The organism is Pseudodesulfovibrio sp. 5S69 (assembly GCF_037094465.1).
Taxonomy (GTDB): domain Bacteria; phylum Desulfobacterota; class Desulfovibrionia; order Desulfovibrionales; family Desulfovibrionaceae; genus Pseudodesulfovibrio; species Pseudodesulfovibrio methanolicus.
This window is the reverse complement of sequence record NZ_CP146609.1, coordinates 2,160,043-2,185,113: the sequence shown is the minus strand read 5'-3', so window position 1 is coordinate 2,185,113 and position 25,071 is coordinate 2,160,043. Positions and strand designations below refer to the sequence as shown.

Below are 25,071 nucleotides of genomic sequence, written 5' to 3'. Positions count from 1 at the left end.
CAAGGCGTACAGCGCACTCCGTCCCGTTCGGGACGCGGAGATCGGAGGTTCAAATCCTCTCATCCCGACCAGAAAAATTAAGGACTTACGAATGATTTTCGTAAGTCCTTTTTTTCTTGGTCACATATTTTGGTCACATATGAACAGACTATCTCCCCCCAGCTCCCCCTCCAAAGCCGCTCAGAAGAAGAAAAGGTTCATCCGGTTCAAGCGTACTTTTGACAAAATGAAAGGACATGGCGTCCAACCGATAATCATACCACTGAGCATCGGGAGGAGTAATCGCCATGTCCACAAATTTCATCTACCACGCGTTCGGCCTGCGAGGCTACGACTACGTTCGACAGGATTTTATCGCAGGCAACATCATCATGAAAGTGCAGCCCAAGGATGACCTGATCTGTTGTCATCTTTTCCCGCGACGTCCGACTGTGAATGTAGAACCGCAAACCGCATCCACAGGAGGATGATATGAATCTGCATCTCACCGACAGAATCTGGAATCTGCTGCTCAAGACCGCCTTCGGACCGCTCAATTATTCCACCACCAACGATTTGCCCGCCAATCAGCAGGTCATTCCCTACGGACCAGCCCGTCACGCGCTCAACTCGCTCCGAGGCGAGATGGATGAAGTCAAAAACGAATCCGGTACGACGCTCACCGTCGACGAGCCGATGCATACCCATGCCGGAATCAGAAAAATGGTCCTGCGCTTCAACGCCTCGCAGCGCCTGGAAGGCATCAGCATCACCTGGGAAGCCGGCGGGTCCACCTTCCGCAACCTGAAGTCCTGGCTGGATCAGGAGATCAAGACCGCCAAGTGCCATCGTCTCGGATACGATCTGGCCTGCCGTTACGAATTGAACGACGCCCGCATCGAACTGGTCGGCAATCCGCTCGGCTTCGGCATGTCCCGCAAGGTCACCCTCTCCTGCTTTCTCGGCCCGGGGGAGAAGATGGCGGGCATGTTTCACGGCCTCGGCAAAAAGAACGCCATGAACGCCGCAGCTTGAATATAAGGCGTTTGACAGATGACGGCCGCGCAACATACAGCAAATTAGCGCGATTATCAGTATATCTATGGAGCCTTACGCATGGTCAACCGTACTCTCCCGATTCCGGCAATCCTCATTCTCGCGGTCCTCGCCCTCACAGGGTGCAAGGCAAGCACGAATACCGCCGCTCCCATCGTCCGGAAGCAGGAAACATACTCTATCGAGATTACCGACTACTCCGCATTCAACGCCAAGACGTCTTTGGCCGAACAGCTCAACAAGCAACTTTCCGAGGACGACCTCGCCGAAGAAAACGAACTGCGGTCCGCGGACTGGCCCATGCGCCTGCTCCTGACCAACTCCCCGGTCCAGCAGTTGGCGCATAGCGACCTGGGAAGCCCGCCGATTCCGGTCCCCTTGGACCCCATCAGCGTCTTGATCAACGCAGGCTACTTCCTGGGCTGGTCCGTAAAAGAAGCAGGAAAACAGGCTGTCAATGCCGGAACTCCCAACTACATTGTCCGGATGCGCCTGCATATTCTCACCCCGGATGGCACGGCCTGGCGTATCGACGATGAAATCCCGCTCTACACGCTGGACAAGGAAAAAAGCCGACAGCGAGTCGCCCGCGAGGCATCCGACAAGATCGAGGTCTATCTGGCCGCATTCCGCGCGGGAGATACGGTTGAAAGCGCCGTCGAAGAGACAAACCCATATGAGCTGGAACAACTGCGAGGCACGACGCAGCAAAACAACTCGCCGACCACCGAAAACCATCAATAATCAAGAATGTTACATGCGAAAAACCCTTGCTCCCCTGACACTCTTCATATTGCTCTTCGCCATCGGCGCGCAGGCTGAGGAACTGCCTCTGTACGAAGTAACGAACTATAATATATGCAAGGACGTAAACCTCAAGTATATCTACTATTCTTTCCATTGTTCGCCAACGCTGGGCGCCTTCGGTGTTGGGGACAAATACAAATCTCAACAAGATGCCATTACAACTTTTCTGAAAAGAACGGTCATGGAGGACGCCCGCAGGGAGTTTGCCGGTACAAATGTCGTCATATTGAAAGACTATAAGCAGATACAGCCTCTTCTCAAATCCGGGAAAGCCGGTATCAACGACATCGTATTCTGCACCGTCGGCGTACTTTTCAATGTGTTCAACTCGTCGGCACATGGCGATATCATACCCTACACATTGTACTTAAAATGCCACACCCTGGGCAACATCCAACTCGATGAGGCCGGGACCGTCGTCGGCCTCGCCCAAGCCAACAGGTTTGCATCTTCCGTGGAAGAAAACCTGAACATGGGGTTCGTTGGCTGGGGAACGGGAAGGATGGCAGATATCGCCAAAAAATACAGGTGCCGGGAAGTGGAGACCAAGGTTCAAAAAGCACTCGACCTGAAGTAATCCGAACTCGATCGGCACACGCGGCTCCTTGTCTGAAACGGCTTGCCCTCCTTTTCAGGCAAGGAGTTTTTGCGTCGTGCGGCTGGCGGGATTCACACTTTGGGGCCGGTCCATGGAGAAGGGGATCCGGTCCCGGCCGACACGGGGAGTTCGCGTCAGACGGTAAGGCCGCAGCCTGGCCACAAGTTCGGGCACATCCAGGCCCCTTTTTCATTTCCCCTGCGGGTACGGCGCGCCGCCCGTTTTGCCCCCCCCCCCCGCCTTCAAAACTTTCAAAAGTACGCCATTAGTTACCCAACTCCCAAATATCTCACGCGAGGAGCTAGCGTTTGCCCCAACGATGGGGAACCGACTCGTAAACGTCAACAAGTGTGAGGTATTGCATGAACACTGAAGTCATGGGGATGAAGCTTCCCCACCTTCTCGCTCTCTCGGTCCTGGTGGCGATCGCCAGCGCCATAGGCAAGCTGCCCGGCGGCATGGTTGGCGGCTTCGCCATCACCATGAGCATGGGCTTTCTCCTCGACTGGCTCGGCAGCAAGACCCCGATTGTCAATTCCTACCTCGGCGGCGGGCCGATCTTCTGCATCTTCGTCAGCGCCGCCTTCGTCTATTTCGGCATCATGCCGCCGTCCGTGAAAAAAGTCATTGACGGATTCATGAAGCCTTCGGACTTCCTGAACTTTTACATTGCCGCGCTCATCTGCGGCTCCATCTTCGGTATGAAGGCCAAACTGCTCGTCAAGGCGGGTCTGCGCTTCGCCGTGCCCATCGTGCTCGGTCTCATCTGCGCGTCCATTCTTGCGGGCCTCGTCGGCGCCCTGACCGGCGAGGGCTGGAGCAGGGGCATCGCCTTCATCTGCTACCCGATCATGGGCGGCGGCCTCGGGGCGGGCGTTCTGCCGATGTCCGAAATCCTGCATGCCAGCACCAATATCTCCACCAAGGAGATACTGTCCCTCCTCATCCCCCCGATGGCCATCGGCAACGTCCTCGCCATCATCTTCGGCGGCCTGCTCGACAAGCTGGGCAAGGTCTATCCGCAGTTGTCGGGCGAGGGCAAGCTGATCCGCAGCGGCGAGGAGGAACACGAGGTAGCCGATGTCACGCAGGTGACCATCCAGGCCCTGGGCATAGGCCTCTTCACCGCCTGCACCATGCTCCTCGTCGGCCGCATCCTGTCCAAGTTCATCCCCCTTCACTACTATGCCCTGATGATCATCACCGTGGCCATCCTGAAGGTCTCCGGCGTGGTGCCGAAATCCATACAGGAAGCCTCCGCGACCTGGTTCAAGTTCGTCGCCAAGTACATGACCGCCCCGCTGCTCGTGGGTGTGGGCGTCACCTACACGGACCTGGGCGTGGTCATCGACGCCTTCAACCTCCAGACCTTCTTCCTGGTCCTTTCCGTCATTGTCGGCGCGATCATCGGCGCGGGCTGCGGCGGTCTTCTGGTGGGCTTCCACTTCATCGAATCCGCCATCGCCGCGGGGCTGTGCATGGCCAACATGGGCGGCACCGGCGATGTCGCGGTGCTGTCCGCCGCCAACCGGTTCGAGCTCATGCCCTTCTCGCAGATAGCCTCGCGATTGGGCGGCGCGCTCATCCTGATCATCGTCGGATTGACCATTCCGATACTCTACTAGGGAAGGAACGGAAGATGGTCCTTCAAGGATTCCGAGCGATCGCGACCCGGCAGGAACTGAGCGAGGCCGAAGCGCTGCTGCGGGCTTCGGGCCTGAGCATGCCCGACGGCATCGACACGGGCATCGGCTTCTTCGAGGACGGCCGCCTCGGCGGCACGGCCTTCCTGGCGGGCGCGACCATCTGCGGTGTCTGCGTGGACGCCGCCCACCGGGGACGGGGGCTCGCCTCGTCCTTGGTGGGCCGCATCCTGTCACAGGCCCTCGTGGACGGCATCAGGAGGGTCTGCATCTTCACCAAGTCGAACGAGGCCCCGAAGTTCGCCTCGCTGGGATTCCAGCTCGTCGCTTCCACCGAAAAGGCGGCCATGCTGGAGTTCGGCGAGCCTGATTATGCGGCCTGGAGCCGCCGGACGGCGGAGACGCTCCAACAGTCCAGGCGGACCATGCCGAAGCATTCCGGAGGCCGGTTCGGGGCGGTGGTCGTCAATGCCAACCCGTTCACGCTCGGCCACCACGCCCTGGTCGCGGAGGCAGCCGCCCGCTGTGCGCAGGTGGTCGTTTTCGTGGTCGAGGAGGACGCCTCCTCCTTCCCGTTCGAGGACAGGCTCGAACTCGTACGCAGGGGCGCTTCCGACCTGAAAACCGTCGTGGTCGTCCCCGGAGGCCCGTACATGGTCTCCCGGGCGAGTTTCCCGGCATACTTCTCGGGCAGAGAAGCGCACGCCGCGGTGCACGCCGAGATGGACGCCCGGATCTTCGCCACCCGCATAGCCCCGGATATGGGCATAGGCATCCGGTTCGTCGGCAGCGAACCTTACTGCCCCGCCACCGCAACCTACAACGAAGTCCTCCGGCGGGTGCTGCCCGAATACGGCATCGCCATCGAGGAAATGCCGCGGCAATGCGCCGCCGGGGAGATCATCAGCGCCTCCGAAGTCAGGCGGATCATGCGCGACGGGAACCTCCCGTCGCGCATCCCCGAATTGGAGCGGCTCGTTCCCCCGTCGACCCTGCAATTCCTGCTCTCGGACAAGGGACGGTCAATAGCCGAGAACCTGCGCGGGAAAACGGGGCGTCACTAACGAAGAGGAAAGCGTGAACACCAAACGCGGCCACCAGGCCGAAGGAGAAACGATCATGGGTCAGACAGCGAGTTCCCAGGCGGGAACCCTCGAGTCGAACGACATCTTCATCCGGATGACGCAGGTGCCCGAGGGCGGGGAAAGTTCCGTCAATGTGGAGAGCATCGTCATGAAGCAATTCGGCGAGGACATCATAAAAACCATCACGCAGTGCCTGGAGGACTCCGGGCTCAAGGGCGTGAACATCCGGGCCAACGACCGGGGAGCGCTGCGATGCACCATCCTGGCCCGGATGGAGGCCGCCATAACGCGTTACAAGGAGTCGATCAAATGAAGACCTTCCGGACAATGCTGTTCATGCCCGGGAACAACCCCGGCATGCTCGCCAGTGCGGGCAACCTCGGCGCGGATTCCGTCATACTCGACCTGGAGGACGCCGTCGCTCCGGGTGAAAAGGACGCGGCAAGAATCCTGGTCCGGCGCACCCTGACCGATCTCAGGCCGGAGAACGTCACCTGCGTCGTGCGGATCAACGGCCTGGACACCCCGTACTGGCGGGACGACTTGGCCGCGGCCGTCACCGGCGGCACGGACGTCATCCTGCTGCCGAAATGCGAACACCCCGACATGTTGCGGGAGATTGCCGACTTCATCGGCACAAGCTCCCGAAACGGCGGGGCCATCAAAATCATGGCCCTGGTGGAAAGTGCCCTGGGCATAGAAAACGCCTCGGCCATCGCCTCGTTCGGCGGCCCCCTGATCGGCATGCTGCTCGGCGCCGAGGACCTCACGGCCGGGATGGGCGCCAAGCGGACCCCGGAAGGCGACGAGATCGCCTACGCCAGAGGCCGCATGCTCATGGCCTGCAAGGCCGCCGGCATCGCCGCCGTGGACACGCCCTTCCCCTTCGTCACCGACATGGAGGGCCTCGCGAAGGATGCCGCCTACGCGGCGCAGCTCGGCTTTTCCGGCAAGGCGCTTATCTCTCCCCACCACGTCCATGCGGTCAAAACCGCCTTCATGCCGACCGCGGAGCAGATCGCCTGGGCCTCGCGGGTCATCGAAACGGCCGAGGCCGCGGAACGCGACGGCAAGGGCGCGGTCTCCCTGGACGGAATGATGATCGACCTGCCCATTATCAAACGCGCCAAAAGCGTCCTGCAGATGGCCGAATAGCAACGGAGGTACATCGTGAACCATAAATTCCTGCCCGACGTGGCCACCGCGCTTCGTGAAGCCGGGCTCGCGGACAACATGACCCTGTCCTTCCACCACCACATGCGCAACGGGGACTACGTCGCCAACATGGTGCTGGAGGCCGCGGCGCAGTTGGGGGTGAAGGGCCTGACCATAGCCATGTCCTCGCTCTTTCCCGTGCACGAGGCCATGATTCCCCACATCAAAAGCGGCGTCATCGCCGCCATCGACACCGACTACATGAGCGGCCCGCTCGCCGCGGCCATCAGCCGGGGCGTGCTCGAAAAGCCGGTCATGTTCCGCTCGCACGGCGGCCGGCCCAGGGCCATCGGCGAAGGATCGCTGAAAATCGACATCGCCGTCGTGGCCGCGCCCTGCGTGGACGCATACGGCAACATCAACGGCGTCCAGGGCCCTTCCGCATGCGGCTCCCTGGGCTACATCCTGCCGGACGTGGAACATGCCGCAAAGGTCGTGGCCGTGACCGACTTCGTCTCCGACGAGGCCCTGCGGCACATCTCCATCCCCCACAACCGCGTGGACCATGTCGTGTGCGTGGACAGGATAGGCGACCCGACGGGCATCGTCTCCGGCTCGATCAGCATGACCCGCGACCCCCTGGCCCTGGCCATCGCCCGCAACGCCCAGGCGGTCATCCGGGCCTCGGGTCTGCTGCGCGACGGGTTCAACTACCAGACCGGCGCGGGCGGCGCATCCCTGGCGGCCTCGACCTTCCTGCGAGACGACATGCGCAAGCTCGGGCTCAAGGGCGGTTTCCTGCTCGGCGGCATCACCAAGTACATGGTCGAAATGATCGAGGAAGGGCTGTTCGAGAGCATCTTCGACGTGCAGTGCTTCGACCTGAGCAGCGTCCGTTCCATCCGGGACAACGCCGCCCACCAGGAGATATCCGCCGACACCTACGCCAACCCGAAGCAGAAGAGCTGCTGCGTCGACTTCCTCGACGCCGTGCTCCTCGGCGCCTCCGAAGTCGACCTGGAATTCAACGTCAATGTGCTCACGGACTCCAACGGCGTGATCATCGGCGGCTCCGGCGGACACAACGACGCCGCCGCGGGCGCCGACCTGACCATCATTGTCGCCCCCCTCGTGCGGGCGCGCCTGCCCATCGTCGTGGAGCGCTGCACCACCATCACCACCCCGGGAAAGGACGTGGACGTGCTCGTGACCGAACAGGGCATTGCCGTGAACCCTCGCAGAACCGACCTGATCGACCGGCTCAAGGCGGCCGGACTCCCCGTCTGCACCATCGAGGAGCTGCGGGAGAAGGCCCTGCGCATCACCGGAAAACCCCGGCCCATGGAAAAAGGCGACCGAGTGGTGGGATTGGTCGAATACCGCGACGGCACCATCGTGGACAAGGTCTATGCGGTCTGAGTCAACCGGCACAACAGCCGGGCGTTCCTCCAGGGCCATACTCGATGCCCGGGAGGAACGCTGGCTCCGCAAGCTGGCCTTGGCGGCCGACACCGGCGCGAGCGTACTCTCATTGGGACTCAACCTCCCCGGAGGCGACAAGAACCCGCCCGGCGCCCAGGAACTCCTGACGGCGCTGGGTGCGGCCATGGACGGAATCCTCGACGCCGCCCGCCCAGGATGGCGTCCCCTCCATGACGAATGGATCGAGAGCGCGGACGGCCCGTTCCGCCTGCTGGCCACGGCTATTCCGGCCCGGACGCTCAAACGGCTCGCCATGGAACTCGAAGGAGCACACCCCTTCGGCAGACTGGCCGATGCGGATGTACTCGCCCCGGACGGGGAGCCTCTTTCCCGGCGGGACCTCGGCCTGCCGCCCAGAAGATGCTTCCTCTGCGATGAGGAGGCGGCCCTTTGCCGGGCCCGGTCGAGCCATTCCGCCGACGCGGTGTGGCGATACATGCAGCGGGCCCTGGACTCGGCCCTGGCCCTCTCCGGCTACCCGCCCGCAGGGGATGCGTCATGACCCTTTACTGCCCGATACGACGCATAACCCCCGCAGCCGTCGGCAAGACGGCCGTCAGGGCGGCCATTCACGAGGCGACCGCCACCCCGAAGCCCGGACTGGTCTGCCCTGATTCGGCGGGAGCCCACCGGGACATGGACATCTCCACCATGATCGTCAGCGCCATGAGCCTGGAGCCTTATTTCCGCGGGGCCGCCGCACTGGGCATGGGCGATGCCGGGGCCCCCCCGCGGGACGCCTTCCGCCGCCTGCGCGGGTTGGGCCGCGCGGCGGAAGAGACCATGCTCGCCTCCACCGGCGGCGTGAACACCCACAAGGGGCTGATCTTCTCGCTGGGGGTCCTGGCGGCCGCCGCGGGGCGCAACGAGGCTCTCGACAAAGGCCTGGATTGCGCCTCGGTCTGCGCGACGGCGGCCACGCTGGTCCAAGGCCTCACGGAGCGCGACTTCGGGCCCTTCCGCCCTCTGCGCCGGTCGGGGCTCACGGAAAACGGTCTGCTGCGCCGGGGGCGGCTGATTGCGGGACGCAGCCTGACAGCCGGAGAGAAATTCTTTATTTTATACGGCATCAAGGGTATCAGGGGCGAGGCGGAACAGGGGTTTCCCCACGTCCTCGCCGCCAAGGCGGAATTCGACCGCTGGATCGGCGGCCACAGCCTCAACATAGCCTCGATCAACGCCCTGCTGTTGCTCATGCGCGACATGGCCGATACCAACGTGCTGCACAGGGGCGGGCGGGCCGGCCTCGAACTGGTCCGCGACGAGGCCCGGCGCGCGCTGGACGCGGGGGGAGCCGCGACCCCCGAGGGAATGCACCTGCTCCGCGCCATGCAACGGCGGTTCATTGTCGGCAACCTCAGTCCGGGAGGCTGTGCCGACCTGCTGGCCATCGTCCTGTTCTTCCATTTTCTTGCGACGGAGCCTGCCGCTCCGGATCCGCTTCGTGAGGCGCCATGATACTACGGTTCTTTTCCCCGCTTTTCCGCAAGACGCGGCTCAAGACCAAACTCATGCTGATGGTCTGCGCCATGTTCGTGCCGCCCTTCGCCCTGCTCGACCTCCACGTCCATCACCTCATCGACTCAGAATACCGCCACGTGGCCGGAACCCAGGCCATGAGCGTAGCGGAAATCACCTCGAAGATGCCGCTGGTGAAACGCTTCATGCAGGGCGACAGCGCGCTGATGCCGGAAATCCGCAGCGAACTGACGATGCTGACCAAGGCCAGCCGGGTCAAGTTCATCGTGCTCATCGACATGCACGGCATGCGCACCTATCACCCGGTCGCGGAAAACATCGGCAAGCATGTCGTCGGCGGCGACGCGGGAGACGCCATCCGGGGGAAGAGCTACATCTCCTTCGCCACGGGCACGTTCGGCACGTCCCTGAGGGCCCTTACCCCCATCTACGGCGACGACGGCCGCCAGGTCGGCGTGACCATCGTGGGCATCATGTCCGACGCCATCGAGCAATCCATCGCCCGATTCATAGCGCCGATCTGGCCCGACCTTTTCTTTGTGCTCATCTTCGGCCTGGTGATGGCGGTCCTGTTCTCGAAAAGCATCATCAACATCCTGCACGGACTCGAACCCGAAGATATCGCCAGGCGCCTGGAGGAACGGGTGGCCATGCTCAGCACGGTGCGCGAAGGTATCGTCGCCATCGACACCAACGCCCGGATTACCTTGGTGAACGCCGAAGCCACCAGGATATTGAACAATATCGGCATCGAAGGTGATTTCCTCGGCCAGCCGGTCGAGGAGGTGGTGCCGAACTCCCGCCTCCCGGAGATACTCGTCACCAGGCAGCCCGAATTCGACAATGAACAGAATCTCCTGGGGACGATCATCCTGACCAACCGGACGCCCATCATGGTCAACGGCACCCTCGTCGGCGCCATCGCCACGTTCAGAGACATGACCGAAGTCCGCCAACTGGCCGAGAACCTGACGGGAGTAAACCGGTACGTGGATGCCCTCCGGACCCAATCGCACGACTTCCTGAACCGGCTGCACGTCATCTATGGCTTGTTGCAGAAAGGCAAGCTCAAGGCACTCTCCAAATACCTGTCGAACCTCATCGGCGTGCGCATGAAGGAACATGCGGCCCTGTCCTCGGGCATCAAGGACGCGGTCATTGCCGGATTCCTCTCCAGCAAATTCAACAAAGCGAGGGAGCTGGGCACCCAGGTCGAGTTCGAGATCGAAGGGGTGCTGCCGGACATCACCGATCCAACGCTGCGCAACGGCTTCGTGACCATCGTCGGCAACATCATCGACAACGGGATCGACGCCATGGCCGAAACCGAGAAAAAACACATGGCCGTCGACTTCACGGTGGACGACGAACAGATCTGGATAATGATCCAGGACTCCGGCGAAGGCATCGAAGACGGCCTGATGGACAAGATCTTCACCCGGAACTTCTCCACCAAGGGGCGCGACCGCGGACTCGGCCTGTATCTCGTCCTGCTCACGGTGGACTCCCTCGGCGGAACGCTGGAAATGGACTCCAAGCCGGGAAAAGGGACCCGTGTGACCGTGCAACTGCCGCTTTCCGCGAGTAAGGAGGGAAAAAATGATTGACGTCATCATCGTCGAGGACGACCCCATGGTCGCGGCCATCAATTCCGAATATCTGTCCCGGCTGGAGGGGTTCAACCTGCGCGGCCACTTCGGCACGGCAAAGCCCTGCCTCGACTACCTGGACCGCCAGGAGCAGACCCTGGTCCTGCTCGACGTGTTCATGCCGGGGCTGGACGGCCTTGAACTGCTGCAGCACATCCGCAACACCTACACGCGGGTGGACGTCATCATGATCACCGCCGACCGCAGCTCGAACGACATCAAGAAGGCGTTGCGCCTCGGGGTCATAGACTACCTGATGAAGCCCTTCACCTTCGAGCGCTTCCAGGTGGCCCTCCTCTCCTACCAGGAACGGCGGAGGCTGCTCGAATCGCATGCGGAACTGGATCAGAGCATTCTGGACAAGAGGATCTTCATCCGCGAAAAACCGTCTTACCCCAAGGGGGTCGACGCGGACACGCTGCAAAACATCCAGAACAGCCTGTCGAGCCGAACGGAAAGCTGCAGCATGAAGGACCTGGAGCAGGACATCGGCCTGTCCCGCGTCTCCATCAAGAAATACCTCGTCTACCTGGAAGAGATCGGCAAGGTGTCGAGCCACCTCGATTACCCGGCCATCGGCCGCCCCCTGCGCAAGTATCGGTGGCTCTGAGAGATGACCCTCTTTCCCCTTCGGCCGTCAACCCCGACCGGTCCGCGCCTTACGGAAATCCCCCGAAGCAAAAGACAAGGCGGGATGGATACGTTCCACATCCATCCCGCCCATACAACGCCGGTGCGCCCCCTGGGGTCGGAGGGGCGTCCGGGGTGGCTGTCGGTCCGATTCGGGACCGGGGTTGCTACATGGCCTTCTTGAGCACGTAGGCCAGCTCGAAGATGTCCTCGCCCACGCGCAGGCTCTCCGCGATGCCGCGCGAGTAGATGAACTCCGGTCCGCGCATGTTCACGAAGAGGTCCAGGTCCAGGAGGAAGCGGTGCGCGGCCGGGCCTTCGGGGCCCTCGGCCCCGGCCTGCTCGACCACGGCGTCCTCAATGCGCTTGCGCAGGACGTCCTGCTTATCCGCGCGCACCCGGTCCACCAGTTTGCTGACGATCATTTCACATTGTTGCATATGTCTCTCCGAAACGGCGGGCACGGGCTCGCCCCTGCCCGCCGTTGAATGGCTATACGCCGTGCGCCGCGGGGAAGAAGGCCGCGCTGACCAGATAGAGGACCACCAGGGACACGACCCCGATGATCAGGCTCCAGCGAATCAGTTTGATCTCGATGGGCTGCAACGGCTCATATTCCATCTTGCCCATTTCTTCGGCGATATTGTGTTCTTCTACGGACATTATGTACGCTCCTTGTTCGTTCGTTTATTCGGGACGGATTCCATTCCTAGACGACCGGCGGCTTCACGCCGTGGAAGAACAGCCAGGAGATGAACAACCCGATCCAGATGATGAAGCCGCCCAGGCAGACGATGTAGACGGCCGCCAGCTTGCCGATGCCCTCGGCCCACAGCTTCTTGAAGTTCGACACCATGCCGATGGTGAAGAAGGTCAACACGAAGAACAGGCCCCTGAAGACGTGGGTCCCGGCAATGGTCGCCTTGCCCAGCGGGATGAGGTCCTTGTTCATGACGCAGATGAGCAGCATGACCAGGAAGGTGACCACGTACCCCACGACGAAGCGGGGGAAACGGTCCAGGATTTCACCGATCTTCATGCCGCCCTGGCCGGGCTTGCATTCGATGAACGTACACCACACGGCGGCCAGGACAAAGGCCCAGATGCCGATGAACACGTCGATGAAGATCTTGATGGTCGTGGTGGCCATGGTAATCCAGCCGCCCTGGTACTGCACGCCGGTGTCGGCCAGGACCTTGGCGCGGATCAGCGCGTCGGTGATGGCGCCCGAGGCGACCGCGCCGCCGTCGGACTTGACCGCCAGGCCCATCCAGGCGCCGGCGACCATGGGTTCGCCGCTGAGCCACCACTGGGCCACAAACGGCAGCACCAGCATCTCGATGCAGGTGAAGACGACGACCAGCGACGAGACCATGATCGGCACGATGGGCCGCGCGCGGATGGAGCCGCCCGTGGCGATGGCCGCGGAAACGCCGCAGATGGAGATGCCCGAGGCCAGCGGCGCGGACCACTCCTTGCTGAACTTGAAGTACTTGCGCGAGACGTAATAGACCAGCGCCCAGTAGATCAGATACGCCTCGATGATGGCGCACAGGCCTCGGAAAATGACCGCGGAGGCCAGCCCCATGGCGTCGACGGCCTTGACGCCGAGCTCGGCGCCCAGGATGACGATGGCGATCTTGATGTACATCTCAGGACGCAGGGCTTCCTTCATCTCCTCGGCGAAACCGGGGAAGAAGTTGCCGATGATGATGCCCACCACCAGCGCGACGATGAAGCCCGCCTCGCCGGTCAGGCCCATGGCCCAGGTCAGGCCGAATTTCTCCAGCTTGTCCGGGGTGGCCGCGATGACCGCGTAGTGCCCGGCGGCCCAGCAGATCATGCTCAGGAAGAAAACCACGGTAAAGGACTTGATGAACTTGGGGACGTCACCGCCCAGGAACTTCACGCCGAAGCTCAGGAACAGGGTGATGAACGCATAGGTCAGGAACAGGGACGCATACCCGTTCAATCCGCCGTAATCGGCCTTGGCCGTCACGGAAAAGATCTGCCCGGGATGTATCCAGGTGTTCGTGCTGACTCCCCACCCCAACAAATCGACCCCGGCAAAACTGAACAGGCCGAGAGCGAAGAGAATCAGCCCCATGATGAGTGCGAGCTTGTCCTCGGTAAGCCACCGTTTTTCCGCCATAAGAACCTCCTCATTGTCACATTCGGTTTGGCGATGGTTATTGAACATACCTCCGACCCCTGCCCCGTTCCGGTCGGGGGGATCGACCAAAGCCGATTCCGTCGGCTTTAAAACGGCAGCAAAGCAAAAATGGTTCCAATGGGTATAATTTTTTAATTATCTGAAATATAAAACTATTTATTGGCAGCTCACGCCGAAGGTGCTGCCTTGCGGTTACACCCTGCTGCCGAAAGGACGCAGTTGAAACCGCCCCTGTTGCATTCGATCTCCCGGCCGCATATGCTTCCCGCAAAGCCAAGAGGGGTACCATGCGCCGGCTCATGCCGCACAGCCTGCAAAGCAAGTTCTTTACCGGATTGTTCCTGCTCATGACGGGCCTGGTGGCCTTTTTCGCCGTGGGCCTGAACATCCACCTCAACCGCCTCATGGAGGGAGAGGCGCGGGAAAAGGCCTCGCTCATCCTGGCCCAGGTCGAGGCCGTGCAGCGCTACGTCCGCAACACCCTGCGCCCGGTCATGTACAAGACTCTGCCCAGCGACCATTTCGTGCTCGAGGCCATGAGCGCCTCCTACGTGACCCGCGCGGTCATGAGCGACCCCAACCTGGAGCACAACAGCTTCACCTACCGCCGCGTCACCGAGGGCGCGCGCAACCCCGACTCCGAAGCCACTCCCCTGGAGCGCGAGTTCATCGACCGCTTCCGGGCGGACCCCGAGTTGAACCACCTTGAGGAATTCCGGAACGCGGACGGCGAGCGCTACTTCATCACGGTCTACGCCCAGCGCTACGACGTCTCCTGCATGCACTGCCACGGCGCTCCGGAAGAGGCTCCGCACGAGCTTATCGAACGCTACGGCGACGTGCGCGGCTTCGGCAATCACGTGGGCGGCCTGGCGGGCATCGACATGGTTCGGCTCAAGGTCGAGCGGGACGTGGGCGGCATCCGCGACGCCACCCTGTCCTTCGCCCTGCTGTTCGCCCTGGGCATCCTGGTCCAGTTCCTGATCATCCAGGGATTCTTTCACCGCCTGGTGGTCCACAGCCTGGGCCGCGTCACCGGGGTCATGCAGCGCCTGTTCCCGGACGAGGCCCCGCTCCAGACCGAGCTGTTCCTGCCCCAAGAGGACGAGATCGAGGGGCTGCTGCACGGCTTCGAACTCTTCGCCGAGCACCTGCGCCAAGCGCGCGTGGACCTCAAGGAATACGCCGCCACCCTGGAGGACAAGGTGGCCGAGCGCACCGTGGACCTGACCCGGCTTGCCGACGACCGTCGCGCCGACGTGGCCCTGTTCGTCTCGCTCCTGGACAGCCTGAACCGCAGCCAGACCAAACAGGAACTGCTGCGCGCCGGGCTGGAGCTCATCGCCCGCCGCTTCGGCGCGTCCAGGGCGGGCTATGTCTGCGTCCTGGCCGCCACGGACTTCGCCTCCTGGCCCGACCCCGACGTCCCGCCCGAACTGCCGGAGGACTGGCACGACCTGGTCACCGGGATCGACCCCCGCATGGGCGACCTCTCCTGGCACATCCCGGTGCAGACCTCGGGGACCAGCCGGGGCCTCCTGAACCTCTATTGGGACCAGCCCCAGGAACGCTCCGACCGGCTGGTCGACCTGGCCCGGGCCATCGGCCAGCAATTGGGCATCGCCATGGAGAACATGGAGGCCCTGGACGGGCTCCTGACCCAGAACGCCATGCTCTCCTCCCTGTTCGAGGGCATCGCGGACCCGCTCCTTCTGCTGGACTCGGGCGACGCCGTGCTCCTGGCCAACTCCACGGCCGTCCATCTGGCCGACACCCTGGACGATCCCGGAGTCGCCAGCCTGCTGAAAATGATCCACGACGCCACCAGGGATACTGGCTGCGGCGAATTCGAGCTGCCGGACGGACGCATCTTCGTGGCCCACCTCTACCCGCTCACGGAAACCAAGGGCCGCCGCACCGTGGCCTCGCTGCGCGAAGTGACCATGGAACGGCGCATGGAGGACCAGATGGTGCGCAACGAACGCATAGTCGCCGTGGGGCAGCTCGCGGCCGGGCTGGCGCACGAGATCAACAACCCGCTGGGCGTCATCCTGTGCTACGCCGAACTGCTGGCCGCCTCGCAGAAGGACGGCCAGGCCCAGGCGGACCTCGCGGTGATCATCCGCCACACCGAACTGGCCCAGCGCGTGGTCCGCGACCTCCTGGACTTCAGCCGCCCGCGCCCGGCCTCCCGCGAGCCCGGCGACCTGACCGCCATGGCCTCGGCCACGGTGGACCTGCTCCAGCCCAGGGCCAAGTCGTGCGGGGCGAAACTCCTCCTGGAGGCGGCCACGGAAATCCCGCCGCTGGGGGCCGGGGCCGACGCCCTGGAGCACATTCTGACCAACCTGATCATGAACGCCCTGGACGCGGTCAGCGGTCTGGAGGAAAAGGAGGTGCGCACGGGCGAGGTGCGCGTCATCATCGCCGCGGGCAAACGCTTCGCCGAGATCACCGTGGCCGACAACGGGACCGGCATCCTGCCCGAGCACCTCAACCGCGTGTTCGACCCCTTCTTCTCCACCAAGGAGGCGGGCAAGGGAACGGGCCTCGGCCTGGCCGTGATCTACAGCCTGATCCGCGACCTGGGCGGCGATATCGAGGTGGAAAACAGGCCCGGCGGCGGCGCGCTCTTTCGCGTGTACCTGCCCCTGGCCGCCAAGGACGCCGAGGAGGCCGAATGAGCCAACACATATTGCTTGTCGACGATGAACCCGATTTCGCCCAGGGGCTGGCCCGGCTCATCGCCGCAGGCTTTCCCGAGGTAAAGATATCGCTGACCGGCGACGGGGCCGAAGCCCTGAAAATCCTGTCGTCGGACAGCGTGGACCTCATGCTGACGGACCTGCGCATGCCCAAGCTGAACGGCCAGGAGCTCCTGCACCAAGCCCTGGAGATCGAGCCCGGCCTGACCGTGATCCTGGTCACCGGCTACGGCAGCGTGGAGGCCGCCGTGACCGCGCTCAAGGCCGGGGCCTACGACTTCCTGACCAAGCCCGTCAAACGGGAAGAACTGGCTCGCTCGGTGCAGAAGGGGCTGGAGCGCGGGCGGCTGCTCGGCGAGAACCGCGCCCTGCGCGCCCTGGCCGGCCGATGCGAGTCCACCCTGGTGGGAAAGGCCCCGGCCATGTGCCGCCTCAAGGAATCCATCGCCGCGGTGGCCGCCTCGGAATACAATGTGCTGATCTGCGGCGAATCCGGCACGGGCAAGGAGCTCGTGGCCGGGAACATCCACCGCCTGAGCAGCCGGGCCAAGGGCCCCTTCGTGGCCGTAAACTGCCCGGCCATCCCGGAGCAGTTGCTGGAGAGCGAGCTCTTCGGCCACGTCAAGGGCGCCTTCACCGGAGCGGACAAGGCCCGCCAGGGGCTGTTCGTCTCGGCCTGCGGCGGCAGCATCCTGCTCGACGAAATCGGCGACATCTCCATGTCCATGCAAACCAAGCTCCTGCGTGTGCTCCAGGAACGCGAAATCCGGCCCGTGGGGGCCAACGCCGCCGTCAAGATCGACGTGCGCATTCTGGCCACCACCAACCGGAACCTCCCGGAGCGCATCAACGAGGGCGAGTTCCGCGAGGACCTGTTCTACCGCTTGAACGTGCTCACCGTGAACACCCCGCCCCTGCGGGAATACCGCGACGACATTCCGCGCATGGCCGCGCATTTCCTGAACCAGACCTGCCTTGAGATGCACCTCGACCCCAAGACCCTGAGCCCGGAGGTGGTCGCCTGCCTGTGCGAACGGCCCTGGCCCGGCAACGTGCGCGAGTTGCAGAACACCGTACGCCGCCTGACGGTCTTCTGCCCCGGCAACCAGGTGGAGATGGTCCACCTGCGCCTGGCCGAGGGCAGGTTGTCCGGCCCCGGCGCGGCATGGCCCGGCGACGCAGGGGAAACGGACGAGCATATCGACGCCTACAAGGAGGCCAAGGCCAGAGTGCTCAACGAATTCACCCGGACCTACCTGGAGCGGCTCCTGGCCCGGACCGGCGGCAACATCTCGGAGGCGGCGCGCCTGGCCGGGCTCGAACGGGTCAGCCTGCAGAAAATCATCAAGCGGAACGGGACGGCCGTAGCGTCCAACTGATCCGAAGACACCAGGTTCCCCGGCCGCCCGGTGCCGTCCTTTCTTTTTCGTCACAATCCGCCGCCGGACGGATATTCGTGTTGACATTCGGGGCCCCCGCCCCTACATGCCGCCGGAATGCGCCGGATTTCCCGGTTCCATATCTTGAGGGAGGATATATGAGTGACCCATGCACACAAAGGCTGGACCGCTGAGCGGTCCGCGGAACTCTACCGCGTCCGGGAATGGGGCGCGGGCTTCTTCGGCGTCTCCGAAAAGGGAGACCTCCAGGTAACCGCCACGCCCGACGACTTCGCCGGGGCGGTGCCCATCCCCGAAATCATTGCCGGAATCCAGGCGCGCGGCCTGGACCTGCCGGTGCTGCTGCGCATCGAGAACCTGCTCGCCACGCAGATTTCCCTGCTCAACGACAGCTTCATTCAGGCCATGGAAAGCCTCGACTACAGGGGAACCTACCTCGGCGCGTACCCCATCAAGGTCAACCAGCAGCAACAGGTGGTCGAGGCGGTCACCCGCCACGGCCGCAAGTACCACCACGGGCTCGAGGCCGGGAGCAAGGCCGAACTCATCGCGGCTCTGGGCATGCACAGCGACCCCGGCGCCGTGCTCGTATGCAACGGGTACAAGGACGAGGAGTTCGTGGACCTGGCCCTGCACGCCGTGCAGCTCGGCTTCAAGTGCGTCCTGGTCATCGAGATGCCGGGCGAACTGCCGCTGATCATCGAGCGTTCGAAGGCGCTCGGCGTGGAGCCCATCCTCGGCGTGCGCGCCAAGCTCGCCTCCCAGGCTACCGGCCAATGGGCCGAGTCCGGCGGGGACCGCTCCATCTTCGGGCTCAACGCGGCCCAGATCATCGACGTCATCGACCGCCTCAAGGAGGCCGGGATGCTCGGCTGCCTGCAACTGCTCCACTACCACCTGGGCTCGCAGATCCCGAACATCCGCGAAATTCGCTCGGGCGTGGCCGAGGCCAGCCGCATATACGCGGGCCTCACGGCCGAGGGCGCGGGCATGCGCTATCTGGACCTCGGCGGCGGCCTGGCCGTGGACTACGACGGCACCCGGACCAGCCTGTCCAGCAGCCGCAATTATTCCGTGTACGAGTACTGCGCGGATATCATCGAGGGGGTCATGACCGTACTCGACGAGCAGGGCGTCCCCCACCCGACCATCATCACCGAATCCGGCCGGGCCCTGGTGGCCTACTACTCCATGCTGCTCTTCAACGTGCTCGACGCCGCCCGGTTCGAGCCCGAGCCGCTCCCGAAAAACCTGCCCGAGGACACCAGCGTCCACATCCGGCACCTGCACGAGACCATGCTCGCCCTGAGCCTGGACAACGTCCAGGAAAGCTTCAACGACGCCCTCTACTATCGGGACGAGGTCCGCCAGGCCTTCAACCAGGGGATCATCTCCTTCCGCGAGCGCGCCCTGGGCGAGAACGTCTTCTGGCAGACCGTGCGGGGCATCGCGGTCCTGGCCCGCGACCTGCCGACCCTGCCTTTGGAACTGGAGGGAATCGCCCGCACCCTTTCGGACATCTACTACTGCAATTTCAGCGTGTTCCAGTCCCTTCCCGACTCCTGGGCCATCGACCAGCTCTTCCCGGTCATGCCCGTGCACCGGTTGGACGAGGAGCCCACCCGCGAGGGGTCCCTGGCCGACATCACCTGCGACTGCGACGGCAAGATCGACCGCTTCATCGAAGGCCCCGGTGTGAACCGGACCATGCGCCTGCACGCCCTCAGGAGCTCGGAGGAATATTGCCTCGGAGCCTTCCTGGTGGGCGCGTACCAGGAGACGCTGGGCGACCTGCACAACCTGTTCGGCGACACCAACGTGGTCACCATCCGCATCCTGGAGGACGGCAAGTACGAATTCGTGGGTGAACTGGAAGGCGACACCGTGGAGGACGTGCTCTCCTATGTGGAATACGACACCAAGGCGTTGCTCACCCGCTTCCGCGAGGCCGCCGAGCAGAGCGTGCGCAAGGGGCTGATCACCCCGGCCCAACGCCGCGAAATCCTCCAGGCCTACAAGAACGGCCTGCGGGGCTACACCTACCTGGAACGGTAGGCGGCTCCTCCGCACGCATCGGACAAGACAATTGCAGCCCCGGACACGAATGGTGTCCGGGGCTGCGGCTTCATGCGTCTGTCCGCCGGGCGACAGGGGGCGCTATCCTCGGAGGGTGAGGCGCATGCGGGCCCGATCGGGAGATCGTTCGAGGGTCCCGGATTACTCCCTGCCCGGTGCGCTGATGACCGTGACGTCCTCGTCCAGGGTGTATTCGGCCCCGGCGTCGGCGTCGTAGCAGGTCAGCCCGCAACGCAGGCAGCGGCTCGCCTCCTTACGAGCCGTTTCATAGGTGATGGAACCGGCCACCTCCTCCTTGAAGGTGTGCCGCCGCTCGTCCACGCTGACAAGGGGCTCCTGTACTCTGGGAATGGAGTACGTCACGTGCATGTCCTTGAGGATCGTCTCCGGGATGACCTGAACCTGCTGATTGTCCGGTTCAGGGACGGTCCCCTGGGTCACGTAGAAGTGGATCGAACGTGCGGCGCGGCGCCCGTCGGACACCGCCTGTATCAGGATGTTGCGGCCGGTGTGGACCTCTCCGCCCACGAACACGTTGGGGATGTCGGTTTGCAACGTGGTCGGGTTCGCGCCGATCCCTCCGGTCTTCTTGTCGGTCTTGAATAGGGGGTTGCCTTCGGCGTCGCGCAACAGGCTGTCGTCGACCACGCGGTCCGTGGCCGCGATGACCAGATCGGCCGCCACGAACGCCTTGGTCCCGGCCACGGGCTTGGGGTCGCCCTTGGCCTTTTCCGGGTCGTCATAGGCCAGGTCGCAATAGGTCACGCCGCAGACGGCCCCGTCCTCGGCCACCAGCTCCAACGGCGCGGTCAGGTACCGGAGGTCGGCCCCGATCTCCAGGGCGCGCAGGATTTCGTCCTTGTTGGCGGACATCTTGCGCTGGATGCTCGGCACCAGGGCGATGACCGTGGCCCCGAGACGCACGGCGCTGCGGACCACGTCCATGGCCGTGTTGCTGCCGCCCACGACGACCACGGTCTTGCCGCGCAGGTCGGTATATTCCCGGCCCACGCCATAGAGGAACGAGACCGCGTCGAGCACGCCCTCGGCGTCGTCGTTCTCGATGCCCAGCGGCGGTACCTTCCAGGCACCCGTGGCGATGAAGATGGCCTCGAAGCCCTCGCGCTCAAGGTCGGCCGCGGTCACGTCCCTGCCGAAGGCCACACCGGTGCGGGCCTCCACCCCGAGGTTGAGGATGGTCTGCACCTCCCAGTCCACCACCTTCTTGGGCAGCCGGTATTCCGGAATGACGCCGCGCATCATGCCGCCGATGTGCTGGCGCTTCTCGAAGATGACCGGCTCATGCCCCACGCGGCGCAGGAAATAGGCGCAGGACAGCCCGGCCGGACCGCCGCCGATGATCGCCACCCTGTGTCCGCTGGGCGGATTGCAGTGCAGAGGTACGCGTACGCCGGAGTGCATCTCCCAGTCCGCCACGAATCGTTGCAGGGTGTGGATGGCCACGCCCTCGTCCACGATCTTGCGGCGGCAGATGTTCTCGCACGGGGCCGGACAGACGCGGCCGACGATGAGCGGCAGCGGGTTGTGCTCCTTGATGGTCAGCAAGGCGCCGCGCATGTCGCCCTGCCTGAGCTGCTGGATGAAGCGCCGGACGTTGATCTGGGCCGGGCACTTCTGCATGCACGGGGCCAGGCAGTCGTCGGTCTGGTTGAGGTGCAGGAGCACGCTGGTCACGCTGGAGATGCGGATGGCCCCGGTGGGGCATGCCTCGGCGCACTTGCCGCAGGACCGGCAGGCGTTCCAGTCCACCACGGGCAGCCCGGCGTCACTCAAACGGATGGCGTTGAACGGGCAGACCTTGACGCAGGTGCCGAGCCCGATGCAGCCGATGCCGCAGGACTTCTCGCCGCCGTAGAGCAGCGCCTCGGCGCGGCAGTCCTCCACGCCCTTGTAGTCGAAGAGCAGGTTGGCCCGCGATCCGCCGCTGCAGATGTTGGTGGCCACCTTGGGCTCCTTGAACTGCACCTCGGCGCCCATGATCCCGGCGATGCGGGCCGCGGTCTCGAGGTTGGCGACCACGCAGACTTCGGGCGGCGCGATGCCGTCGACCACGGCCGCGGCTGCCGCAGAACAGCCGGGGAAGCCGCAGCCGCCGCAGTTGGCGCCGGGCAGGCACGCTTCGACCCTGGCCACGCGGGGGTCCTCCTTGACGTAGAGGATGCGCGAGGCGACCGCCAGGATCGAAGCGGCCGTCAACCCTAGGAGAAACAGAACCAATATGGATGAGGTTACCATGATCTCGTCCTTGTGCTTGTACGGTTACGCGGCCATGCCCTGGAAGGCGAGGAAGACCAGCGACATGATGCCCGCCGTGATGAGCGCCACCGGGATGCCGCGAAAGACGACCGGCACCGGGGAGACGTCCAGCCGCTCCCGAATGGCGGAGATGATGACCAGGGCGATGAGGAAGCCGATGCCCGAGGCAAGGGAGAAGGCCATCGCCTTGACGAACGAATAGTTGCTGCGCTGGACCATGATGGCCACGCCCATGACCGCGCAGTTGGTGGTGATCAGGGGCAGAAACAGCCCGAGCGAGGCGTGCAGCGGCGGAATGACCTTCTTCAGGAACAGCTCCACGAATTGGACCAGGGAGGCGATGACCAGGATGAACACGATGGTCTGGAGGTAGCCGATGCCGTACGGCGTGAGCACATAGTGTTGCAGGGGCCAGGTGAAGGCCGTGGCCATGAGCATGACGAAGATGACCGCCGCGCCCATGCCGATGGCCACGTCCGTGGACTTGGACGTGCCCATGAACGGACAGGTGCCCAAGTACTGGACCAGGACGATGTTGTTGATGAAGATGGCCGAGATGAACAGCATGAAGTAATCCATGATCTACCCCTCCCTCTTGGCCGTGATGCACATGTTGCAGCCCGCGCAGGAGGCGCAGGCCGTATTCTGCGGCTCGGTCTCCGGCTCGCCCTTGCGGCGGCTCAGGTACCGGTTGAGCGCGTTCATGCCCGCCAGAATCAGGCCCAGGCAGACGAACGCGCCGGGAGCCATGACCATAAAATGGGCGGGCTGGAAGCCGTCCCAGGCCACCGGCATGCCGAAGACCGTGCCGCTGCCGAACCCCTCGCGCAGAGCGCCGAGGAAGGTCAGCGACATGGTGAAACCAAGGCCCATGCCCAGGCCGTCGGCGATGGACGGCAGGACCGGATTCTTGGAGGCGAAGGCCTCGGCCCGGCCCAGGATGATGCAGTTGACCACGATCAGCGGCACGAAGATGCCCAGCCGCTGGTACAGGGAATAGGTGTACGCCTGCATGAGCAGCTCCACGGCCACCACCAGGGAGGCCGCGATGACGATGAAGCATGCGATGCGCACCTTGCCCGGGATGACCTTGCGCAGGGCCGAGATGATGGCGTTGGACAGGGTCAGGACGAAGAGCACGGCCATGCCCATGCCGAATCCGTTCTCGGCCGTGGAGGTCACGGCCAGGGTCGGGCACAGCCCGAGGACCACGCGGAACGGCGGCAGCTCGTCCCACAGCCCCTTGAGGAACTCCTTCTTGATGGAAGCACTCATTTGTATCGCTCCTTAGGACGCCGGCCAGAGGTCGGCGATTTGGGGCTTGATGCCCTTGTACAGGGTGAGGGCCTTGCGCACGGCGTCGACCGCGCCGGTGGACGAATAGGTCGCCCCGGCCACGGCGTCGATGTCGCCGTTCTTGGAACTCAGGGCCATGGAGTCGAGCCCGTGCCCCTTGAACTGCTTGAGGAAGGCGGGCTTCATGATCCGGGTGCCCACGCCCGGCGTCTCGGTCTGGGTGGTGATGCCGATGCCGATGAGCCGGTTGTTGTCCACGTCGAACCCGACCATGACCCCGACGTCGCCGGAGTACCCCGCGGCAAAGGTCTCGAAGGCCACGCCCACGAGCTTGCCGGACCGCTTGGCCGGGAACACGGTGACCCCGTCCACGGTCTTGCGCTCGGCTATGGGGTCGTTGTCGCACCCCGCGAGCACGGTCATCAGGGCCGGGCCCTGGACGTTGATGAGCACCTGCTGTTCGATCTTCGCCTTGGTGGCCCGCTTAAGGTTGACCAGCAGGGTGCCGGAAGCGGCGCATATAAGCGACAACACAACGATCATATTGATGATTTCACGCATGGCTATCTGACTCCGAAGTACTTGGGACGGAGACGGTCCAACAACGGGCTGAGCAGGTTCGCCACCATGACGGCGAACGGCACGCCGTCGGGATACACCCCGTACGTGCGGATGATCACGACCATGGCCCCGGCGATGAGGCCAAACACGGTCTGGGGAATCTTGCCCACCGGGCTGGAGGACACGTCCGGAGCCAGGAAGAAGGCGCCGAACACGGTGGAGCCCGCCAGCAGGTGGAACATGGGGTCGGCGTAGACGGCAGGGTCGATGGCCCAGTAGATCGCGGACGTGCCCGCCACGCCGAGGAGGAAGCCCGCCGGGATAAACAGGCGGATCCACCGTGCGGCGAGCAGGAAGATGCCGCCCGCGGCCAGGGCCATGACCTGGGACGAGCCCAGGCCGCCCAGTTGATGCCCGGTGAACAGGTCCATGTAGTCGAATTGGCGGAGGCTTCCCACTCCGTAATACATGAGTTGGTCCACCGGGCTGTTTATCATGTAATTCGCAAGGTTCAGGTCAATGTCCATGGCCGAGGGCCAGGAGAAGCGGCACACCGCCCAGGCCACCAGCGGGGCGCAGACCGGGTTGCAGCCGAAGCCGCCGAACACGGTCCGGCCCAGGGCGATGGTCAGCACCCCGCCGATGGTCACCAGCCACCACGGCGCGGTGGCCGGGAGCAGGAAGGCGAAAAGCACGCCCGCATACAGGGCCGAGTAGTTGTCCACGTCCACGTCCCGCTTCTGGAGGCGCAGGCAGGCGACCTCGGTAAGCACGGCCGCAGTACCGGCCAGGCCGATGACCGAGACCGCGCGGAAGCCGTACATGACCACCGCCATGGCGGCGGCCGGGACCAATGCCAACAGGTGGGCCTGCATCATGCCCTGGATGGTCCGCCCGCTGCGCCAGTGCGGCGGCGGCGAAACCGTCAGCTTGAGCGTGATGTCGGACATCGCTTTGAGTATGGGAGGGTTCATATCCTTCATCATCCTTGTGTTGTCGATCTTCGTATTTGATTCCCGG

The 25,071-nt window shown here is 63.8% G+C and carries 24 protein-coding genes; 16 read left to right on the top strand and 8 right to left on the bottom strand.

What is annotated here, in order from left to right; all coding sequences use genetic code 11:
* The first annotated feature begins 287 nt into the window (after window positions 1-287).
* The 13 genes from V8V93_RS10330 (at window position 288) to V8V93_RS10270 (ending at window position 11,543) form a co-directional block, all read left to right on the top strand.
* Window positions 288-470 (top strand): hypothetical protein, encoded by a 183-nt coding sequence (locus V8V93_RS10330; protein ID WP_338666600.1) that lies wholly within the window; start codon window positions 288-290, stop codon window positions 468-470.
* Window position 471: 1 nt separating this feature from the next.
* A complete protein-coding gene (locus tag V8V93_RS10325; RefSeq protein ID WP_338666599.1) occupies window positions 472-1,014 on the top strand; it encodes a hypothetical protein in 543 nt (180 codons plus the stop codon).
* 81 nt (window positions 1,015-1,095) lie between these two features.
* Window positions 1,096-1,779: a hypothetical protein gene (locus V8V93_RS10320; protein ID WP_338666598.1), complete on the top strand. Its 684-nt coding sequence runs from the start codon at window positions 1,096-1,098 to the stop codon at window positions 1,777-1,779.
* Window positions 1,780-1,792: 13 nt separating this feature from the next.
* Complete coding sequence (locus V8V93_RS10315; RefSeq protein WP_338666597.1) at window positions 1,793-2,419, top strand: hypothetical protein; 627 nt, start codon at window positions 1,793-1,795, stop codon at window positions 2,417-2,419.
* A 383-nt stretch (window positions 2,420-2,802) separates the two neighbouring features.
* Entirely contained in the window at window positions 2,803-4,065 is a 1,263-nt protein-coding gene (locus tag V8V93_RS10310; protein ID WP_338666596.1) for a 2-hydroxycarboxylate transporter family protein, read from the top strand.
* A 14-nt stretch (window positions 4,066-4,079) separates the two neighbouring features.
* Window positions 4,080-5,147: a GNAT family N-acetyltransferase gene (locus V8V93_RS10305; protein ID WP_338666595.1), complete on the top strand. Its 1,068-nt coding sequence runs from the start codon at window positions 4,080-4,082 to the stop codon at window positions 5,145-5,147.
* Window positions 5,148-5,160: 13 nt separating this feature from the next.
* Complete coding sequence (gene citD, locus V8V93_RS10300) at window positions 5,161-5,481, top strand: citrate lyase acyl carrier protein (protein WP_338666594.1); 321 nt, start codon at window positions 5,161-5,163, stop codon at window positions 5,479-5,481.
* Window positions 5,478-6,323 (top strand): HpcH/HpaI aldolase/citrate lyase family protein, encoded by an 846-nt coding sequence (locus tag V8V93_RS10295; protein ID WP_338666593.1) that lies wholly within the window; start codon window positions 5,478-5,480, stop codon window positions 6,321-6,323. Before citD ends, V8V93_RS10295 begins: the two co-directional genes overlap by 4 nt.
* A 15-nt stretch (window positions 6,324-6,338) precedes the next feature.
* Window positions 6,339-7,742 carry a citrate lyase subunit alpha gene (gene citF / locus V8V93_RS10290; RefSeq protein ID WP_338666592.1) on the top strand — a complete coding sequence of 468 codons (1,404 nt, stop codon included), beginning with the start codon at window positions 6,339-6,341 and terminating at the stop codon, window positions 7,740-7,742.
* A complete protein-coding gene (gene citX / locus V8V93_RS10285; protein WP_338666591.1) occupies window positions 7,732-8,307 on the top strand; it encodes a citrate lyase holo-[acyl-carrier protein] synthase in 576 nt (191 codons plus the stop codon). Before citF ends, citX begins: the two co-directional genes overlap by 11 nt.
* Window positions 8,304-9,263 (top strand): triphosphoribosyl-dephospho-CoA synthase, encoded by a 960-nt coding sequence (locus V8V93_RS10280; RefSeq protein WP_338666590.1) that lies wholly within the window; start codon window positions 8,304-8,306, stop codon window positions 9,261-9,263. Before citX ends, V8V93_RS10280 begins: the two co-directional genes overlap by 4 nt.
* Window positions 9,260-10,891 carry an ATP-binding protein gene (locus tag V8V93_RS10275; RefSeq protein WP_338666589.1) on the top strand — a complete coding sequence of 544 codons (1,632 nt, stop codon included), beginning with the start codon at window positions 9,260-9,262 and terminating at the stop codon, window positions 10,889-10,891. The genes V8V93_RS10280 and V8V93_RS10275 overlap by 4 nt, the downstream gene beginning before the upstream one ends.
* Complete coding sequence (locus V8V93_RS10270) at window positions 10,884-11,543, top strand: response regulator (protein WP_338666588.1); 660 nt, start codon at window positions 10,884-10,886, stop codon at window positions 11,541-11,543. Before V8V93_RS10275 ends, V8V93_RS10270 begins: the two co-directional genes overlap by 8 nt.
* A 187-nt stretch (window positions 11,544-11,730) precedes the next feature.
* Here the strand turns inward: V8V93_RS10270 and V8V93_RS10265 are convergent, their stop codons facing one another.
* Genes V8V93_RS10265 through V8V93_RS10255 form a run of 3 tightly spaced genes read right to left on the bottom strand, consistent with a single transcriptional unit; the run spans window position 11,731 to window position 13,715 of the window.
* A complete protein-coding gene (locus V8V93_RS10265; protein ID WP_338666587.1) occupies window positions 11,731-12,003 on the bottom strand; it encodes a hypothetical protein in 273 nt (90 codons plus the stop codon).
* A 52-nt stretch (window positions 12,004-12,055) separates the two neighbouring features.
* Window positions 12,056-12,226, bottom strand: coding sequence for a hypothetical protein (locus tag V8V93_RS10260; protein ID WP_338666586.1), 171 nt, complete (start codon window positions 12,224-12,226; stop codon window positions 12,056-12,058).
* Between the two features lie 46 nt (window positions 12,227-12,272).
* Window positions 12,273-13,715 carry a putative sulfate exporter family transporter gene (locus V8V93_RS10255; protein ID WP_338666585.1) on the bottom strand — a complete coding sequence of 481 codons (1,443 nt, stop codon included), beginning with the start codon at window positions 13,713-13,715 and terminating at the stop codon, window positions 12,273-12,275.
* A 308-nt stretch (window positions 13,716-14,023) separates the two neighbouring features.
* Here V8V93_RS10255 and V8V93_RS10250 point away from each other — a divergent pair, with 308 nt between their 5' ends.
* The 3 genes from V8V93_RS10250 (at window position 14,024) to speA (ending at window position 19,896) form a co-directional block, all read left to right on the top strand.
* Window positions 14,024-16,420: a c-type heme family protein gene (locus V8V93_RS10250; RefSeq protein ID WP_338666584.1), complete on the top strand. Its 2,397-nt coding sequence runs from the start codon at window positions 14,024-14,026 to the stop codon at window positions 16,418-16,420.
* Window positions 16,417-17,820 (top strand): sigma-54-dependent transcriptional regulator, encoded by a 1,404-nt coding sequence (locus V8V93_RS10245; RefSeq protein ID WP_338666583.1) that lies wholly within the window; start codon window positions 16,417-16,419, stop codon window positions 17,818-17,820. The genes V8V93_RS10250 and V8V93_RS10245 overlap by 4 nt, the downstream gene beginning before the upstream one ends.
* 162 nt (window positions 17,821-17,982) lie before the next feature.
* Window positions 17,983-19,896, top strand: a complete 1,914-nt coding sequence (gene speA, locus V8V93_RS10240; RefSeq protein ID WP_338666582.1) for a biosynthetic arginine decarboxylase — start codon at window positions 17,983-17,985, stop codon at window positions 19,894-19,896.
* Window positions 19,897-20,058: 162 nt separating this feature from the next.
* Here speA and V8V93_RS10235 read toward each other — a convergent pair whose 3' ends face one another.
* Genes V8V93_RS10235 through V8V93_RS10215 form a run of 5 tightly spaced genes read right to left on the bottom strand, consistent with a single transcriptional unit; the run spans window position 20,059 to window position 25,025 of the window.
* Window positions 20,059-22,173: an FAD-dependent oxidoreductase gene (locus V8V93_RS10235; RefSeq protein ID WP_338666581.1), complete on the bottom strand. Its 2,115-nt coding sequence runs from the start codon at window positions 22,171-22,173 to the stop codon at window positions 20,059-20,061.
* Window positions 22,174-22,197: 24 nt separating this feature from the next.
* The gene (locus tag V8V93_RS10230; RefSeq protein ID WP_338666580.1) at window positions 22,198-22,773 is read right to left on the bottom strand and encodes an electron transport complex protein RnfA; all 576 of its coding nucleotides are present in this window, start codon (window positions 22,771-22,773) and stop codon (window positions 22,198-22,200) included.
* Window positions 22,774-22,776: 3 nt separating this feature from the next.
* Window positions 22,777-23,469 carry an electron transport complex subunit E gene (locus V8V93_RS10225; RefSeq protein WP_338666579.1) on the bottom strand — a complete coding sequence of 231 codons (693 nt, stop codon included), beginning with the start codon at window positions 23,467-23,469 and terminating at the stop codon, window positions 22,777-22,779.
* A 12-nt stretch (window positions 23,470-23,481) separates the two neighbouring features.
* Complete coding sequence (gene rnfG / locus V8V93_RS10220; protein ID WP_338666578.1) at window positions 23,482-24,051, bottom strand: RnfABCDGE type electron transport complex subunit G; 570 nt, start codon at window positions 24,049-24,051, stop codon at window positions 23,482-23,484.
* A gap of 2 nt (window positions 24,052-24,053) precedes the next feature.
* On the bottom strand, window positions 24,054-25,025 hold the full coding sequence (locus V8V93_RS10215; protein WP_338666577.1) for an RnfABCDGE type electron transport complex subunit D: 972 nt from the start codon (window positions 25,023-25,025) through the stop codon (window positions 24,054-24,056).
* Window positions 25,026-25,071: the final 46 nt, after the last annotated feature.

What these genes read in the sequence shown, in the direction of transcription:
- V8V93_RS10295 (WP_338666593.1), top strand. Translation starts at nt 5,478, where the DNA reads ATGAAGACCTTCCGGACAATGCTGTTCATGCCCGGGAACAACCCCGGC.
- V8V93_RS10315 (WP_338666597.1), top strand. Translation starts at nt 1,793, where the DNA reads ATGCGAAAAACCCTTGCTCCCCTGACACTCTTCATATTGCTCTTCGCC.
- V8V93_RS10235 (WP_338666581.1), bottom strand. Translation starts at nt 22,173, where the DNA reads ATGGTAACCTCATCCATATTGGTTCTGTTTCTCCTAGGGTTGACGGCC.
- V8V93_RS10330 (WP_338666600.1), top strand. Translation starts at nt 288, where the DNA reads ATGTCCACAAATTTCATCTACCACGCGTTCGGCCTGCGAGGCTACGAC.
- V8V93_RS10215 (WP_338666577.1), bottom strand. Translation starts at nt 25,025, where the DNA reads ATGAACCCTCCCATACTCAAAGCGATGTCCGACATCACGCTCAAGCTG.
- V8V93_RS10325 (WP_338666599.1), top strand. Translation starts at nt 472, where the DNA reads ATGAATCTGCATCTCACCGACAGAATCTGGAATCTGCTGCTCAAGACC.
- V8V93_RS10305 (WP_338666595.1), top strand. Translation starts at nt 4,080, where the DNA reads ATGGTCCTTCAAGGATTCCGAGCGATCGCGACCCGGCAGGAACTGAGC.
- V8V93_RS10310 (WP_338666596.1), top strand. Translation starts at nt 2,803, where the DNA reads ATGAACACTGAAGTCATGGGGATGAAGCTTCCCCACCTTCTCGCTCTC.
- rnfG (WP_338666578.1), bottom strand. Translation starts at nt 24,051, where the DNA reads ATGCGTGAAATCATCAATATGATCGTTGTGTTGTCGCTTATATGCGCC.
- V8V93_RS10275 (WP_338666589.1), top strand. Translation starts at nt 9,260, where the DNA reads ATGATACTACGGTTCTTTTCCCCGCTTTTCCGCAAGACGCGGCTCAAG.
- V8V93_RS10230 (WP_338666580.1), bottom strand. Translation starts at nt 22,773, where the DNA reads ATGGATTACTTCATGCTGTTCATCTCGGCCATCTTCATCAACAACATC.
- V8V93_RS10280 (WP_338666590.1), top strand. Translation starts at nt 8,304, where the DNA reads ATGACCCTTTACTGCCCGATACGACGCATAACCCCCGCAGCCGTCGGC.
- V8V93_RS10255 (WP_338666585.1), bottom strand. Translation starts at nt 13,715, where the DNA reads ATGGCGGAAAAACGGTGGCTTACCGAGGACAAGCTCGCACTCATCATG.
- citX (WP_338666591.1), top strand. Translation starts at nt 7,732, where the DNA reads ATGCGGTCTGAGTCAACCGGCACAACAGCCGGGCGTTCCTCCAGGGCC.
- V8V93_RS10225 (WP_338666579.1), bottom strand. Translation starts at nt 23,469, where the DNA reads ATGAGTGCTTCCATCAAGAAGGAGTTCCTCAAGGGGCTGTGGGACGAG.
- V8V93_RS10245 (WP_338666583.1), top strand. Translation starts at nt 16,417, where the DNA reads ATGAGCCAACACATATTGCTTGTCGACGATGAACCCGATTTCGCCCAG.
- V8V93_RS10265 (WP_338666587.1), bottom strand. Translation starts at nt 12,003, where the DNA reads ATGCAACAATGTGAAATGATCGTCAGCAAACTGGTGGACCGGGTGCGC.
- V8V93_RS10260 (WP_338666586.1), bottom strand. Translation starts at nt 12,226, where the DNA reads ATGTCCGTAGAAGAACACAATATCGCCGAAGAAATGGGCAAGATGGAA.
- V8V93_RS10320 (WP_338666598.1), top strand. Translation starts at nt 1,096, where the DNA reads ATGGTCAACCGTACTCTCCCGATTCCGGCAATCCTCATTCTCGCGGTC.
- V8V93_RS10250 (WP_338666584.1), top strand. Translation starts at nt 14,024, where the DNA reads ATGCGCCGGCTCATGCCGCACAGCCTGCAAAGCAAGTTCTTTACCGGA.
- V8V93_RS10270 (WP_338666588.1), top strand. Translation starts at nt 10,884, where the DNA reads ATGATTGACGTCATCATCGTCGAGGACGACCCCATGGTCGCGGCCATC.